The sequence below is a fragment of the Campylobacter sp. CNRCH_2016_3089 genome, assembly GCF_025772505.1.
Classification (GTDB): domain Bacteria; phylum Campylobacterota; class Campylobacteria; order Campylobacterales; family Campylobacteraceae; genus Campylobacter_D; species Campylobacter_D lari_D.
The window spans coordinates 1-14,356 of record NZ_JAKMSF010000012.1; the positions used below are offsets into that span (position 1 = coordinate 1).

Genomic DNA, 14,356 nt, shown 5'->3' on the forward strand with positions numbered 1-14,356 from the left:
GGATGCTAGGAAGAAAAAGTTTTAAATAATTAAACTAAACCCTTAATGGGTTTAGTTTGGGTGATATAAGATTTTAAACACACTCCATCAACGCTTAACTCATAAGCTTTTTTTAAATTATTATCTAAAACATCAAGTAAAAATAAAATTTTAGAGTCAAACATATAAAACTCAGCCATTTTTGAGGCAATTTTTGCTAATCTCTCATCTTCTATTAAAATATATTTTGCTCCTAGTGCATTAGAAAGTAAAATTTCTTCCTCATTCTTGGCATATATAGCAAAATCTATTTTTTCCTCTTTTGCACTTTTTATATTTTGTTCATTATAGTTAAAACAATTTACATTTGTTTTGATAAAAATATTTTCATAATGACTAAATTTTTGCATATTTATCAAAGGATGTCCAAAAATTAACATAGTTTTTCCTTTATCTTTAAAAGACAATAATTCCTAAAGCCTTGATTAAAAATTTGATAATCTTTCAATTCTTGCAATTCATCATAAACTTCACTTCCTTTATAAAGCAAAAATAAAGTATTTTTATCATAAAAACCATTTGAAATTTCTACCAAAGGTTTTACATCCATTAAAGCTCTTGAAGTAATTAAATCTACTTTAAAAGGTGGATAGTTTTGTAATTTTTCTTTTATGATATTTACATTTATCAAATTAAGTTCAGTTTTAACCACCCTTAAAAATGAGGCCTTTTTAGCGCTAGGCTCAAAAAGAAAAAATTCATTATCTTGCAAAATACAAGCTAAAAATAATGCAGGAAAACCAGCCCCACTTCCAATATCAATGATCTTTTTTTTATTACTCAAATCATAAAAATCTAAAATTTTAACACTATCAATAATATTTTCATCTATATTTTCAAAATGAGTTAAATTATGCACAGCATTAAATTTTTCTAACAACTCTTTATAGAGCGTGATTTTTTTAAAAAAATCATCTTTATTTGCAAAATCTTTTAAAAAATTTAATTGCTCTTCGTATTTTTTCAATTTAGATGTCCCATTTGTGTATATTTAATTTCTAAGTAATCTTTATTAAAACGATTTGCTTTTATTAAAATAGGTACTCTTAAATTAATTTTTTCTTTTAATGAATTTAGCTTTTCAGGATTATTAGTTAAAAGGTTAATTTTAGAAATCTTATAATGCTTAAGTATAAATTCTACTATTTCATAACTACGCTCATCCGCCTTAAAACCTAATTGGTGATTTGCTTCTATGGTATTAAAACCCTTATCTTGCAAAGCATAAGCATTAATTTTATTAAAAAGTCCTATACCTCTTCCTTCTTGCCTTAGATAAATCACCATACCACTATGCTCTTGAATGTATTTTAAAGAAAAATCAAGCTGTTCTCCACAATCACATTTTAAGCTTCCCAAAACATCCCCTGTTAAACATTCTGAATGGATTCTAATATTAACTTCTTTTTCCAATTTTCCTTTAAAAATACAAAGATGTTCTTTATCATTTTCTTTAAAACTTTGTATATTAAATTCCCCAAAACGAGTGGGGAGTTTTGCTATTTCAGAAATTTGAATAGTCATTATTTTACTTTACCTTTTTTATAAAAAATATGCTAGAATTTAAACAATTTTAACAAACAAAAAGGAAATTTATGTTTAAACGCTTTAGAAGATTAAGACTTAATGAGAATATTAGAAGCTTAGTAAAAGAAAATACCTTAAATTTAGATGATTTAATCTATCCACTTTTTGTTATCAATGGTGCTAATATTAAAAATGAAATCACGTCTATGCCAGGTGTGTTTCAAATGAGCTTAGATGAAATTTTAAAAGAATGTGAGGAGTTAATTAATCTTGGTATTAAAGCGATTATTTTATTTGGCGTGTTAGAAAGTTCCAAAAAAGATAGTTGTGGAAGTGATGCATTAAGCGATGATGGCTTGATTGCTACAAGTCTAAGAGCTATTAAAGCAAAATTTCCTAATTTGGTAGTAATTACCGATCTTTGTTTTTGTGAGTATACTGATCATGGGCATTGTGGTATTATTGATCCAAAAAGTAAAAGTGTAGATAATGATTTAACTTTAGAAATTTCAGCCAAACAAGCTCTAATTCATGCTAAAAACGGTGCAGATATGATAGCACCAAGCGGCATGATGGATGGTATTATTGAAACTTTAAGAAAAACTTTAGATGAAAATGGTTTTGAAAATTTACCTATTATGGCTTATTCTACTAAATTTGCTTCAGCCTATTATGGGCCTTTTAGAGATGTGGCTGATTCTGCACCAAGTTATGGAGATAGAAAAACCTATCAAATGGATTTTACCAATGGTAAAGAAGCCTTATGTGAGAGCTTAGAAGATGAAAAACAAGGTGCTGACATCTTAATGGTAAAACCAGCACTTGCGTATTTAGATGTAGTAAAAGATATAGCAAATCATTCTAAACTTCCACTTTGTGTGTATAATGTAAGCGGGGAATATGCTTTGCTAAAAGCAGGTCAAAAAGCAGGTGTGATTGACTATGAAAAAATAGTACTTGAAACTATGCTTGCTTTTAAAAGAGCTGGAGCTAAGCTTATCATAACTTATCATGCAAAAGAAATTGCAAAATTATTAACAAATAAGGAGTGAGATTGAATAGTCTAAGCAAAAAAAGCTCTCAAGATGTAATCAATGAATTATCTAATCATTTGGGCATAGAAAAACACAATCAAACTATATTTCATCTAACCCACATTAACGATAAAGAAAAAAAGTTAAGTCTAAAAAATGGCCATAATTTAGCACCCGAACCATGGTTTATAGTAGATGAAAATGATGAAGTTAAAACTATGTTTTCTGTAAAAACTCTGATTGAGTTTTTACAAAGTGCCAAAAAGATACAAAAGGATAATTTTGAACTTAAACTAGAAAAGGCTATCTATCAACAAATTCCTATTGACTTTAATGATGTATGGACAGTTGCAATGGATGAGATTAAACATCAAGTTTCCAAAGGTATAAAAGAAGTTAATATTGATTTAGATCAATTAATCAGCAATATTCATACAAAACATCCTAACTTATTTATAAACATGAAAGAAATGATGCAAAAAGGCAAAAAATGAGAGATTATAAAAATTTTGTTAAATACTCCAAAGCAGGACCTAGATACACTTCTTATCCTACTGCAGTAGAATTTAACACCCATTTTAAATATGAAGACTATATAAAAATTTTAAAACAACAAACAGCACAATTATCTTTATATTTTCATTTGCCTTTTTGCAGGAGTGCTTGTTATTTTTGCGGTTGTAATGTAATATATACCGCAAAAGAAGAAAGTAAAGAAAGATATTTAAATTATCTTTTTAAAGAACTTGATCTTTTAGCAAATATCATTGACACACAAAGGGAAGTAGCTCAAATGCATTTTGGTGGTGGCACGCCTACTTTTTTTTCTGCTAAACAATTGCAAAGTTTGATTTTTAAAATAAAAAGCATTTTTCCAAATTTTACCCAAGATAGTGAAGTAAGTTGTGAAATTGATCCTAGATTCTTAAATGAAGAACAAGCTGATGTTTTAATTCAAAATGGCTTTAATCGCATTAGTTTTGGTGTGCAAGATTTTAACGAAAAGGTTCAAAAGGAAATTCATAGAATTCAACCTTTTGAACTTACCAAAAATGCAGTAGATATGGTAAGAAAAAAAGGGATAAATTCAGTAAATATGGATTTAATTTATGGCCTTCCTTATCAAAGTCTAGAAAGTTTTAAGCAAACTTTAGAAAAAGCACTGCTGATTAATCCCGATCGCTTTGCTATTTTTAATTATGCACATGTGCCTTGGCTTAAAAAAAATATGAGAAAATTTGACGAAAACACTCTACCAAGTCCTGATGTAAAACTTCAAATTTTAGAATATTGTGAAAAATTTTTAACTCAAAATGGTTATAAAATGATAGGAATGGATCATTTTGCAAAACCACAAGATGAACTTTTTAAAGCCTTAGAAAATGGTAGTTTGCATAGAAATTTTCAAGGCTATACTACAAAAGGCGGAACTGATTTAATCGGGATTGGCCTAACAAGTATAGGCGAAGGTAAAAGACACTATATGCAAAATTTCAAAGATATGCCAAGCTACGAAAAGGCTATCGATGAAGGTCGATTGCCTTGCGAAAAAGGTATCATGCTTGATGATGATGATGAACTAAGAAAAGCTGTTATTATGGAACTTATGAGTAATTTTGCTCTTAATATAAAAAATATTGAAAGTAAATTTAAGATTGATTTTTTTGAATATTTTAAGCAAGATTTAGAAGAACTCCAAAAACTTAATGAATTTATCAACATAGATAAAACTCATATCAAAGTTAATGAAACAGGAGTACTTTTAATCCGTAATATTGCTATGTGTTTTGATAAATATTTAAAACGCATTAGCGAAGATAAAAAAGTTTTCTCTAAAACGGTTTAATATGTTAAATGTTAATGAAATTTCTAATGCTTGCGTAAAATGTGGAAAATGCATACCAGTTTGCACCATACATGAAATAAATCGCGATGAAAGTACTTCCCCTCGTGGCTTTTTAGATTTAATCAGTGCTTATGAAAACCAAGAACTAGAGCTTGATAAAAATCTTAAAAAAATATTTGAATCATGTTTTTTGTGTACAAATTGCGTTGAAGTTTGTCCAAGCCATTTAAGAGTGGATAGCGCTATTGAAAAAGTGCGTTACGATATAGCACAAAAATTTGGCATTGCTTGGTACAAAAAACTTGCTTTCTTTTTTCTAAGACGCAGAAAAATTCTAGATATTTTAGCAAGATTTGGTTATGTTTTCCAAAGCTGTGCTTTTAGTTTACAACATAAAAATTTGGGAATGAAAGCTAAATTTAACCTACCTTTAATCAAAAAAGATCGTTTGCTTCCTTCTTTAGCTAAAAAAAGCTTTCTAGCTTCTAATCCTGATTTCATAAATAATCAAGGTGAAAAAACCATAGGACTTTTTATAGGCTGCTTGTCAAATTACTCTTATACAAATACGGGTTTTGCTTTGCTTGAAATTTGTAAACATCTTAAAATCAATGTAGATTTATTAAAAGATCAATCTTGTTGCGGTGCTCCTCATTATTTTACTGGAGATTTTAAAAGTGTAGAAATTTTAGCTAAAAAAAATATCGTTTATTTTGAAGAAAAATTAAAAACTCTAGATTATATCATTATCCCCGAAGCAACCTGTTCTGCGATGATTAGTATAGACTATGAACATTTTTTCCACATGCAAAAAGATGAAGAATGGGCTATAAGAGCTAAAAATATTTCTAGTAAAATACTACTTGCAACAAAATATTTTTATGAATATACTAAACTAGAAGAGCTTTTAAAAACAAAGAAAAAATTAAAGACAAAAATTGCATACCACGATCCTTGTCATGCAAGAAAAATGCAAGGTGTTTTTAAAGAACCTAGAGCCTTGCTTAAACAAAACTATACTTTCAAAGAACTTATTAACTCAAATGAATGCTGTGGTTTTGGTGGTGTTAGTATGCAAACTGATCACTATGAAAAAGCTTTGCAAGTTGGTATAAGAAAAGCTCAAAATATACAAAAAAGCAATGTGGAAATTATCAGTGCAGAATGTTCAGCTTGTAGAATGCAAATTTCAAATGCATTAGAGCATGAAAAATCCTCCACGCATTTTTTACATCCATTAGAATTGATAGCAAAAATACTTCAAGATAAAAATTAATCTTGAATTTTTATATCTTCGATATTTGATCTATTTTTTTCTATTAAAATTCTATTTTTTTCTATATTTTCACTATTTTTTTTACACTCGTTTTTCAAGATTTCAATATTTTTATATAAAATTTTTATTTTTCTCTCGTAACGATTTATCAATAAAAATACTATAAATAAAAATAAAATTAAAATAGCCCAATTTAAAAATGCCATATTTGCCCTTTCTTTAGATATATTAACACTTTTTATCTTAAACTAAAATTCTTTTCAAATTTGGAGAAAGTTTGACTAAAATTTCATAGTTGATAGTATTAAAAAAACTAGCCATAATATTTGCATCATTTAAAACACAAATTTCATCTTCATCATTCTCACAAGAAAAACTATCCATAGACATTTTTCCAAGCAATTTCTTACCATTAGGAAGAAAAAAATCTTGTTTTCCATCATAACGCAAAAGCCCATCTGCATAACCTAAATCATAAGTTGCTATTTCAAGATCTTCTTTTGCATTATATACACCACCATAACCAACACTTTGACCTTTTTTCAACGCTCTTTGGCTTAATTTTTCAGCCCATAAACTTAAAACTTTGCGTAAGTCTTTATTAAAATGCGCATAGCCAAATTGCACAAGCCCTACTCTACAATACTCATCGCACCCAAGCTCGCTTGCTCTAAACAATGCTTCAGAATTATGTGAATGAAATATAAGCTTTTTAGCTTCATCACAAAGCAAAGTATATATTAGCTCTTTAGCTTGTTTAAATTTTTGTTTTTGCACAAAATAACTAGCATCTATTTCATCACTTCCTGCAAAGTGCATCATCACTCCATGAAGTATTAAATTATTACTTTGTAGTTCTTGTATCACTTCTTGAATTTCTTCAGGTATAATTCCATTTCTATGCATATTTGTATCTACAACTAAATGAATTTTTATATTTTGCTTGAATTTTTTAATATCATTTTTATCATTTAAAGCATAAATAAATTTTTCACTTTCATTGCCATGTGGATGATGGGATAGAATTAAGATATTATCAAAAATATCTTCAAGCTCTTTTGCTTCAGCTTCATTTTTTACCGCTATAAAATTTATACCTTTTGCTCTAGCTATAGGAGCTAAAAGCTTAGCTCCATGTCCATAAGCATTATCTTTAAAAACACATATTACTTTTTGATAACCTCCTGCTTTAGAGGCTATTAAGTCAAGATTATACTCATAAGCCAAACGATCAATTTTTATATATGCCATTATTGTTCAGCTAAAATTTGCATTTTATCTTCAACTAGCTTAACATAAAGGACTTTTTCTCCTTTGAATTTATAGTTAGTGCTACGATAGTCTTCATAAAATCCTATTCTAAAAATTTTCTCATTTTTATCATTTGGATAAGGACTTATGCTAAGATCTGAAAATTTAATGCTCTTTTTTTCTCTCTTTGCAAAAATTCTTTCTTTATTTTTTGCAAATTGCTCATAAGTGGATTTATTATTATGTTTAAAAATTTTTTTATCATAAAAAGATAAATACTTATTTATATCACTTTTTTGCCAACTATCTTTCCAGGCAAATAAATTAGCTAGTAAAATCGCTATTTCATCATGAGTTGCTCTTACTTTATTTTTCTCTTCTGTCATTGCATAAGATTTTCTATCAGCTACTAATTTATTAAAATCTTCCAATAAATCATTATGCACAGCAATACAACCTCTAGTTTTATAAGTATCCAAGCGTGTTCCATCTAAAGGATAGCCATGAATCCAAATACCACCACCTGTTTTACCCAAAGTTTTATCTAAAACATTTGGGTAAGTTGTTGCAAATGCAAATGGGCCATAATATGGATCACCAGGATAAAATTTCTTTCCAAGTTCGTAAAAACCTATTGGAGTTTTTAAATCTCCTTCTACTTCTTTATCTCCAGCTAAACCTGTTAAAACATCCCTTTGGATAAATTTCTTTTCTACTTTTCCATCATTGTAGTGATAAACTCTAATAATTTTATCACTTTTATTTGTTAAAACTATTGCAACATTTTCCTCATAATATCCTAAACTAATATTTTTGTCTTTTATCTCATCAAGCCAAAAATCTTTTTTACTTAACTCTTGCTCCAATACCCTTTCAACTGCATCAATACCTTCGTTTAGATAAATTTTTGCAAGATTATTTGCATTTGCAAACACAGCCAAACTAAACAATGCTAATATAATTTTAAACAATTTTCACCTTTCTATTAAAAATTAAAACAACAAAGAGCTAATTATAATATTTTTACAATAAATATATTTTTAATTTTTTCCGTGTATAATGTTTACAAATAACCAAAAACAAAAAAAGGAAAAATAATGAAAAAATTACTTAGTTTAGCCATATTAAGCACTTTTGCTTTTTCAAATCAAATTACTATAAATGATCCTTATGTAAGACAAACTCCACCTAATTCTAAAACAACGGCATTTTTTTTAGAACTTAAAAACAACTCAAACAAAGATATTAAACTCATAAAAGCTCAAAGTTCATTAAGCGATACAGCTGAAATTCATGATCATATTATGAAGGATGGTAAAAAAATGATGGTTCAAATTCCTCAAATCACAATAAAAGCTAATTCAAGCACTGAACTTAAACCTGGTGGGATGCACATTATGATACTAAATCTCAAAGAAAATATCACACCGCAAACAAAGGCCAATCTAACTCTTTATTTTGATGATAATAGCACGATTGAACTAAAAGATATCGAGTCAAGAAGCATTAAAAAATAATGAAAAATCTACTTGTCTTTGCCTTAGCTATAGTCTTTGCTATATGCGGGGCTTATTTTTACACCAATTCATCAAATACCGGAAAAAAGAGAGAATTAATTACCATTTTAACACCTCTAACATGTGATCTAAACATTCAAGAATGTGAATACAATTTTAAGGATAAAAAAGTCTTAGTAAATTTAAATCCAAAGCCTATTACTACATTAAATGAGCTTGATTTAAATATTACCAATTTAGGTGAGTTTAAAAAACTTAATGCTAGGGTTTATGGACTTAATATGTATATGGGAGATATTGTTCCACAATTTAAAAAAATAAACAATACTTATCATGCTAAATTAGTTTTAAGTTCTTGCACTCTAGATATAATGCGTTTTAGAATAAAGCTTTTTGATGATGAAACTCCACTAGGTTTTTATTTTGACTTTGATGTAAAGAGGTAAAATATGAAAAAAATAAATATTTTTTTATTAATTGTGGTAATTTTTGGAGTATTTTTTATATCTGTGCAGTATTTTGAAAACAACAAATACAATTTTCACTTAAATTCTGAAAAAGGCATACTTAGTCTAAAAGATTTTATCGGTAAAAAACTAATTATATATTTTGGCTATACATATTGTCCTGATGTCTGTCCTAGCGAGCTTGCCTTGATTGCTAATGTTTTAGAAAAAATGCCAAATAAAGAAAAAGCTCATGTGATATTTATCTCACTAGATCCAGCAAGAGATAGCAACTTAACTCAAACTAGCCAATGGGTTAAGTATTTTTACCCAAATTCAACTGCATTGGTTGCTAAAGATGAAAAAGAATTAGAAAAAGTTACTAAAAATTATGGCGTAGTATATGAAAAAATCAATCTTAAAGATTCTGCTATGGGATATTCTATAGCACATAGTGGCGAATTTTATTTGATTGATGAGAATGGAAAATTTATTAAAACCATTAAAGATATTAGTTATGAAAGCTTTTTCAATGAAATTCAAAAATTCTTAAACGAATAAATTTCTCAATTTATTCGTTTCTTAAAGTATCTAAAATATCTACTTGTGTTGCTTTTTTAGCAGGATAATAAGAAGACAAGCTCACAATCATAATAGCACCAAAAATCGTAGTACAAAAATCAACAAAAGAAAGCTCCAAAGGTAGCTTACTCATGCCATAAACATCACTTGGTAAAGAAATAATGTCAAAATTTCCAAGTATCCACAAAGCAATAGCTGCAAGTATCACACCTGCTACGATACCACTTCCACCTATCAAAAATCCTAAAGAAAAAAATGTTTTTTTAATCTCTAACTTACTAGCTCCTAAAGAAAGCAACAAAGCTATCTCACTACGACGATTCATTACTATCATTAATAAAGAACTTACTATATTTAAACTTGCGACCAAAATAATCAACATCAATACTATAAACAAAGCTCTTTTTTCTAAAGCTAATGCTGCAAAGAAATTTCCATTTTGCTCCCACCAACCTATACTAGCATATCTTGCACCCAAGAAAGCTTCAATTTGTTTAATATCCTCAAAAGGTTTATTTGAATATACATGCACTCCATCATAACTTCCTTGGGGATATGACAAAATCTTAGCTAAAGCTTTTACATCTGTATACATATAAGCTTTATCATAAGCTAACAAACCTGAAGAAAAATCAGCCATAACATCAAATCTTTTAACTTTTGGAATAAGCGAAAGTCCGCTTGCATTAAGATTGGAAAAAATTAAGGTAATTTTTTCATTATAATCAAGTCTAAATTCATCTTTTAAACCCTTACCAATTAAAATATCAAAATTATCTAATTTTTTATCTTTTAAAGCTTGAGCTACTACCTCATTGATCTTTTTTTCATCTTCAAAATTAACCCCAAAAAGCATACCGCCTTCCAATTTTAAATCATTTCTTGCTATAACCTGAGTAGTAATATAAGGGCTAAATAATAAATTTGGAAATTTGCTTCTTAATTCTTGTAATAATTTATCATCTACATTTGCTCCAAAACGCGGTAATATAGTGATAGGGTAATTCATAGTAAAAAGTTTTCTCTCAAATTCTTTATCAAAGCCATTCATAATGGCCATTGCAACTAAAAGCACACAAAGTCCTATACTTACACCTAAAAAGGCTAAAATTTTTGAAAGCATAATAAAGGGTTGATCTTTATCAAAACGCAGGTATTTAAATAATAAATAACGAGGGATACTTTTATACATCTTTTACTCTTAATATTTTTTTAAGTATTTTAACTTGATTTTTATAAAAGCAAGCTTTGTATTTATTTAAGATAATATACAAAGGCACTATTATCGTGAAATTCAACTATAAATCTTAGCGGCAAAATTCTCACATAAGTTTCACTTTGCGCACTTGCTTGTTCACTTTTTACAAAATCTTTTACATCTATTTTTGAGTTAAAAAAGCAATCAATTAAATCATTTTTGTGAGCATTTAAAAAGTTAAATTTATCCAGCTTTGTCATCTTTTCTTCAGCCACCATACCAAAATCATTGCGTATTAAAGACTTCAAATCACTTGGCGTATATGCTAACTCACAAGCATATTCTAAATTTTTATTTTTACTTTTAGTCATAGCCATAGAAATAGTTTCATTTTGATGATAAAGAATAAAATTTTTATTAGAAAGTTCTGCCCAAAATATAAATTCATCTTGGGCAGTAGCATTAAAAATTATGAGGATTAATAAGCAAACAATTCTTTCCACTTGTCAGCATCAATTTTAAGTTCTACATTTACTCTATAAAGACCATCTTTAAAGTCTTGATCTACAACACTTGCATTTTTAATCAAACCATTTACCTGCGCTGTAATAGTTGAGCTTTTAAGCATTGCATCTTTTACTGTATCTTTACCATTAACTCTGACACCATACAACTTACTTGCTAATTGTCTATAAGCATCGGTAATTGCCGCTCTTTTAGCTAAAGCCAAAGCTTGACCAACTGAAACCGTATTTAAAGGAGCAATACCCTCACCCACCGCTGTAAAAGTTAGATCATTGTCTGTGCTTGTATCATTTGCAAGCATTTTTTCTTCTCTAATGATGTTACGCACATCATCTTTATCAACTTTTTGAACCACAACATCAGAATTTGCTGCTTGAGTCTGATTTGGATTCACACCTCTTTGATCTAGTGCACAAGCACTAAAACCCAAAGCTAAACAAAACATAAAAATAACTTTTTTCATTTTTTACACCTTCAATTTATTTGATTTTATTAAAACAGCAAAAAGCATTCCAATAATTTTACTATTCTAAATTTAAATCCATATTAGTTTCAGCATCTAATTCCTCATCTTCTTCTTTAGGACACTTAGCAATGCTTACAACCTCATCATTTTCAACATTAACAACAATTACACCACTTGTATTTCTACCTGCTTTTCTAATGCTTTGCATATCAACGCGTATCATCTTACCACTACTTGTTAATGCCATTAAATCCATACTTTCATCAACTATGACTATACCGATTAAATCTTTTGTTTTGGCAGTAAGTTTCATACAAATAACACCCTTACCACCTCTACTTTGAAGTCTATATTCTCCAGCATCAGTACGCTTACCTATACCTTTTGCACTTACGCTTAAGATTTCTTGAGCGTCATTTTCTATAACAACAGCACCCACAACCTCATCATCTTTTTCTTTAAATTTAATCGCAGTTACCCCTCTACTTACACGGCCAATCTCTCTAACTTTAGCAAGTGGGAATTTAATGCACATACCTTTTTTAGTAACCGCAAAAAGCATTTTACCAACGATAGTATTATCAAGCTCTTCATTAGGTTCAAGCATTTCATTTTCTAAATTTTCTTCATAATTTTGTTCTTGAGTTTCATTTTCATCCCTTGCTACGATAATTGCAGTAACAAGTTCATCATTTTCATCTAGATTAATCGCTTTTACACCCACGCTTCTAATGTTTTGATATTCACTTAAATTTGTGCGTTTTACGATACCATTTTTAGTAAAGAAACATAATGATTTACTTTCATCAAAATCAGTGGTTGGAATAATTGCCATGATTTTTTCATCTGCTTGTAAATTAATGAGATTGACCACAGCTTTGCCTTTAGCAGTTCTACTTCCTTCAGGAATTTTATAAACCTTAAGCCAATAAAGCTGTCCACGATCAGTAACAAACATCAAGGTATCATGTGTATTTGCCGTAAAGAAACTTTCTATAAAATCATCATCATAAGTTGTAACTGCAACCTTGCCTTTACCACCGCGTTTTTGTTTTTCATATTGCTTACTTGGAACACGCTTAATATAGCCACGATGAGTGATAGTAACTACCATATTTTCATTTGGTATTAAATCTTCTATATCAATATCATCATAGTCATCTTCAATTTGAGTGATTCTCGGTACATCAAATTTTGTTCTGATTTCTTTTAATTCATCTTTGATTAAATTTTCAAGCAAAGTTTCGCTTTTTAAAATTTGATCAAGCCTCTCTATTTCTGCTAATAACTCTCTTAATTCGTTATCAATTTTTTCTCTCTCAAGACCTGTTAAACGGCCTAATTTCATATCTAAAATAGCATTAGATTGAAGCTCGCTTAGACCAAATTTTTGCATTAATAAATTTTTAGCCGTTGGGTTGTCAGGAGAGTTTTTAATCAAAGCTATCACTTCATCAATATTATCTAGTGCAATTTTTAAACCTTCTAAAATATGTGCTCTAGCTCTAGCTTTTTGCAACTCATAAATAGTTCTTCTAATAATTACAGTTTTTCTATGATTTAAGAATAAATTTAAAAGCTCAATTAAAGAAAAAACTTTTGGCTCTTTATTATGTATAGCAAGCATAATCACACCAAAAGTGCTTTCCATAGTAGTAGATTTAAAAAGATTATTTAACACAATCTCACTCATAGCATCGCGTTTTAGCTCAATTACCACGCGAATTCCTTCTCTATCACTCTCATCTCTAACTTCAGCAATACCTTCGATTTGTTTTTCTTTGGCAAGTTCAGCGATTTGCTCTATTAATCTTGCTTTGTTAGTTTGATAAGGAAGTTCATCTATAACAATAATATCTTTATTAGCTCTTTTTTCTATATGGGTCTTTGCTCTTACTTTTACCCTGCCACGACCTGTGCGGTATGCTTCTATAATACCTTTTTTACCAAAGATAATACCGCCGGTTGGAAAATCAGGTCCTTTAATAAATTGCATTATTTCTTCTAAACTTGCATTTTTATTATCAATTAAATAAAGCAAACCATCAATAAGCTCATTTAAGCTATGCGGAGGAATATTGGTAGCCATACCCACTGCAATACCACTTGAACCATTAAGCAATAAATTTGGAACCCTAGCAGGTAAAACATCAGGCTCACTCATAGAATCATCATAATTTGGTATAAAATCAACCGTATCTTTTTCTATATCACGCAAAAGTTCTTCAGCTAAAATCGTCATCCTAGCTTCAGTATAACGCATCGCAGCAGCGCCATCACCATCAATAGAACCGAAGTTTCCTTGTCCATCTACGCTTGGATAACGCATAGAAAAATCTTGCGCCATTCTTACTAAAGCATCATATACAGCTGTATCACCATGTGGATGATATTTACCGATTACATCACCCACTATACGCGCTGATTTTTTGTATGCACTACGACTTCCAACACCTAAATCATTCATAGCATATAAAATTCTTCTATGAACAGGTTTAAGCCCATCTCTAGCATCAGGCAAGGCGCGGCCTATAATAACACTCATAGAATAATCTAAATAACTACTTTTTATAGAACTTTCTATATCTATATTTTCAATATCTGAATCTTTAGTAAAAATATTTTCCATAAAAATCCTTAAAATTAATG

General features: G+C 29.1%; 16 protein-coding genes and 1 pseudogene. 7 read left to right on the forward strand and 10 right to left on the reverse strand.

Going from position 1 to position 14,356, the window contains the following annotated elements; translation table 11 throughout:
• Nucleotides 1-29: 29 nt before the first annotated feature.
• From L8W69_RS07735 to ribA, 3 genes are read right to left on the reverse strand one after another with little or no spacing between them, the layout of a single operon-like run.
• A complete protein-coding gene (locus L8W69_RS07735) occupies nucleotides 30-419 on the reverse strand; it encodes a hypothetical protein (protein WP_133319826.1) in 390 nt (129 codons plus the stop codon).
• Complete coding sequence (gene rsmG, locus L8W69_RS07740) at nucleotides 413-1,006, reverse strand: 16S rRNA (guanine(527)-N(7))-methyltransferase RsmG (protein ID WP_133319825.1); 594 nt, start codon at nucleotides 1,004-1,006, stop codon at nucleotides 413-415. The genes L8W69_RS07735 and rsmG overlap by 7 nt, the downstream gene beginning before the upstream one ends.
• Entirely contained in the window at nucleotides 1,003-1,563 is a 561-nt protein-coding gene (gene ribA / locus L8W69_RS07745) for a GTP cyclohydrolase II (RefSeq protein ID WP_263662270.1), read from the reverse strand. The genes rsmG and ribA overlap by 4 nt, the downstream gene beginning before the upstream one ends.
• A gap of 71 nt (nucleotides 1,564-1,634) precedes the next feature.
• Here ribA and hemB point away from each other — a divergent pair, with 71 nt between their 5' ends.
• The 4 genes and pseudogenes from hemB to L8W69_RS07765 all read left to right on the forward strand — a co-directional run bounded on the left by hemB (nucleotide 1,635) and on the right by L8W69_RS07765 (nucleotide 5,722).
• A complete protein-coding gene (hemB, locus tag L8W69_RS07750; RefSeq protein ID WP_263666827.1) occupies nucleotides 1,635-2,618 on the forward strand; it encodes a porphobilinogen synthase in 984 nt (327 codons plus the stop codon).
• A 2-nt stretch (nucleotides 2,619-2,620) separates the two neighbouring features.
• A pseudogene (locus L8W69_RS07755) lies at nucleotides 2,621-3,104 on the forward strand (DUF2603 domain-containing protein).
• On the forward strand, nucleotides 3,091-4,446 hold the full coding sequence (gene hemN, locus L8W69_RS07760) for an oxygen-independent coproporphyrinogen III oxidase (protein ID WP_133319821.1): 1,356 nt from the start codon (nucleotides 3,091-3,093) through the stop codon (nucleotides 4,444-4,446). Before L8W69_RS07755 ends, hemN begins: the two are co-directional and overlap by 14 nt.
• 1 nt (nucleotide 4,447) lies before the next feature.
• The gene (locus tag L8W69_RS07765; protein ID WP_263666828.1) at nucleotides 4,448-5,722 is read left to right on the forward strand and encodes a (Fe-S)-binding protein; all 1,275 of its coding nucleotides are present in this window, start codon (nucleotides 4,448-4,450) and stop codon (nucleotides 5,720-5,722) included.
• On the opposite strand, the gene L8W69_RS07770 is transcribed toward L8W69_RS07765, so the two are convergent.
• Genes L8W69_RS07770 through L8W69_RS07780 form a run of 3 tightly spaced genes read right to left on the reverse strand, consistent with a single transcriptional unit; the run spans nucleotide 5,719 to nucleotide 7,944 of the window.
• Nucleotides 5,719-5,928, reverse strand: coding sequence for a hypothetical protein (locus L8W69_RS07770; protein ID WP_133319819.1), 210 nt, complete (start codon nucleotides 5,926-5,928; stop codon nucleotides 5,719-5,721). The genes L8W69_RS07765 and L8W69_RS07770 overlap by 4 nt on opposite strands.
• Nucleotides 5,929-5,965: 37 nt before the next feature.
• Nucleotides 5,966-6,973, reverse strand: coding sequence for an alanine racemase (locus L8W69_RS07775; RefSeq protein ID WP_263661167.1), 1,008 nt, complete (start codon nucleotides 6,971-6,973; stop codon nucleotides 5,966-5,968).
• Nucleotides 6,973-7,944 carry a L,D-transpeptidase family protein gene (locus L8W69_RS07780; RefSeq protein ID WP_133319817.1) on the reverse strand — a complete coding sequence of 324 codons (972 nt, stop codon included), beginning with the start codon at nucleotides 7,942-7,944 and terminating at the stop codon, nucleotides 6,973-6,975. Before L8W69_RS07780 ends, L8W69_RS07775 begins: the two co-directional genes overlap by 1 nt.
• A 126-nt stretch (nucleotides 7,945-8,070) precedes the next feature.
• On the opposite strand from L8W69_RS07780, the gene L8W69_RS07785 reads away from it, so the two are divergent.
• Genes L8W69_RS07785 through L8W69_RS07795 form a run of 3 tightly spaced genes read left to right on the forward strand, consistent with a single transcriptional unit; the run spans nucleotide 8,071 to nucleotide 9,497 of the window.
• A complete protein-coding gene (locus tag L8W69_RS07785) occupies nucleotides 8,071-8,490 on the forward strand; it encodes a copper chaperone PCu(A)C (RefSeq protein WP_263659636.1) in 420 nt (139 codons plus the stop codon).
• Complete coding sequence (locus L8W69_RS07790) at nucleotides 8,490-8,936, forward strand: hypothetical protein (RefSeq protein WP_263666829.1); 447 nt, start codon at nucleotides 8,490-8,492, stop codon at nucleotides 8,934-8,936. Before L8W69_RS07785 ends, L8W69_RS07790 begins: the two co-directional genes overlap by 1 nt.
• 3 nt (nucleotides 8,937-8,939) lie before the next feature.
• Nucleotides 8,940-9,497, forward strand: coding sequence for an SCO family protein (locus tag L8W69_RS07795; RefSeq protein ID WP_263666830.1), 558 nt, complete (start codon nucleotides 8,940-8,942; stop codon nucleotides 9,495-9,497).
• A 10-nt stretch (nucleotides 9,498-9,507) separates the two neighbouring features.
• Here the strand turns inward: L8W69_RS07795 and L8W69_RS07800 are convergent, their stop codons facing one another.
• The 4 genes from L8W69_RS07800 to gyrA form a co-directional block, all read right to left on the reverse strand.
• On the reverse strand, nucleotides 9,508-10,710 hold the full coding sequence (locus L8W69_RS07800) for an ABC transporter permease (RefSeq protein ID WP_263666831.1): 1,203 nt from the start codon (nucleotides 10,708-10,710) through the stop codon (nucleotides 9,508-9,510).
• 62 nt (nucleotides 10,711-10,772) lie between these two features.
• Nucleotides 10,773-11,219 (reverse strand): hypothetical protein, encoded by a 447-nt coding sequence (locus L8W69_RS07805; protein ID WP_133319812.1) that lies wholly within the window; start codon nucleotides 11,217-11,219, stop codon nucleotides 10,773-10,775.
• Nucleotides 11,195-11,704 carry an LPP20 family lipoprotein gene (locus tag L8W69_RS07810; RefSeq protein WP_133319811.1) on the reverse strand — a complete coding sequence of 170 codons (510 nt, stop codon included), beginning with the start codon at nucleotides 11,702-11,704 and terminating at the stop codon, nucleotides 11,195-11,197. Before L8W69_RS07810 ends, L8W69_RS07805 begins: the two co-directional genes overlap by 25 nt.
• Nucleotides 11,705-11,765: 61 nt before the next feature.
• A complete protein-coding gene (gyrA, locus tag L8W69_RS07815) occupies nucleotides 11,766-14,336 on the reverse strand; it encodes a DNA gyrase subunit A (protein WP_258107955.1) in 2,571 nt (856 codons plus the stop codon).
• Nucleotides 14,337-14,356: the final 20 nt, after the last annotated feature.

Bases quoted from the DNA above. Each gene is read 5' to 3' on its own strand.
- L8W69_RS07735 (WP_133319826.1), bottom strand. From the start codon at position 419: ATGTTAATTTTTGGACATCCTTTGATAAATATGCAAAAATTTAGTCAT.
- ribA (WP_263662270.1), bottom strand. From the start codon at position 1,563: ATGACTATTCAAATTTCTGAAATAGCAAAACTCCCCACTCGTTTTGGG.
- hemB (WP_263666827.1), top strand. From the start codon at position 1,635: ATGTTTAAACGCTTTAGAAGATTAAGACTTAATGAGAATATTAGAAGC.
- hemN (WP_133319821.1), top strand. From the start codon at position 3,091: ATGAGAGATTATAAAAATTTTGTTAAATACTCCAAAGCAGGACCTAGA.
- L8W69_RS07765 (WP_263666828.1), top strand. From the start codon at position 4,448: ATGTTAAATGTTAATGAAATTTCTAATGCTTGCGTAAAATGTGGAAAA.
- L8W69_RS07770 (WP_133319819.1), bottom strand. From the start codon at position 5,928: ATGGCATTTTTAAATTGGGCTATTTTAATTTTATTTTTATTTATAGTA.
- L8W69_RS07775 (WP_263661167.1), bottom strand. From the start codon at position 6,973: ATGGCATATATAAAAATTGATCGTTTGGCTTATGAGTATAATCTTGAC.
- L8W69_RS07785 (WP_263659636.1), top strand. From the start codon at position 8,071: ATGAAAAAATTACTTAGTTTAGCCATATTAAGCACTTTTGCTTTTTCA.
- L8W69_RS07790 (WP_263666829.1), top strand. From the start codon at position 8,490: ATGAAAAATCTACTTGTCTTTGCCTTAGCTATAGTCTTTGCTATATGC.
- L8W69_RS07795 (WP_263666830.1), top strand. From the start codon at position 8,940: ATGAAAAAAATAAATATTTTTTTATTAATTGTGGTAATTTTTGGAGTA.
- L8W69_RS07800 (WP_263666831.1), bottom strand. From the start codon at position 10,710: ATGTATAAAAGTATCCCTCGTTATTTATTATTTAAATACCTGCGTTTT.
- L8W69_RS07810 (WP_133319811.1), bottom strand. From the start codon at position 11,704: ATGAAAAAAGTTATTTTTATGTTTTGTTTAGCTTTGGGTTTTAGTGCT.
- gyrA (WP_258107955.1), bottom strand. From the start codon at position 14,336: ATGGAAAATATTTTTACTAAAGATTCAGATATTGAAAATATAGATATA.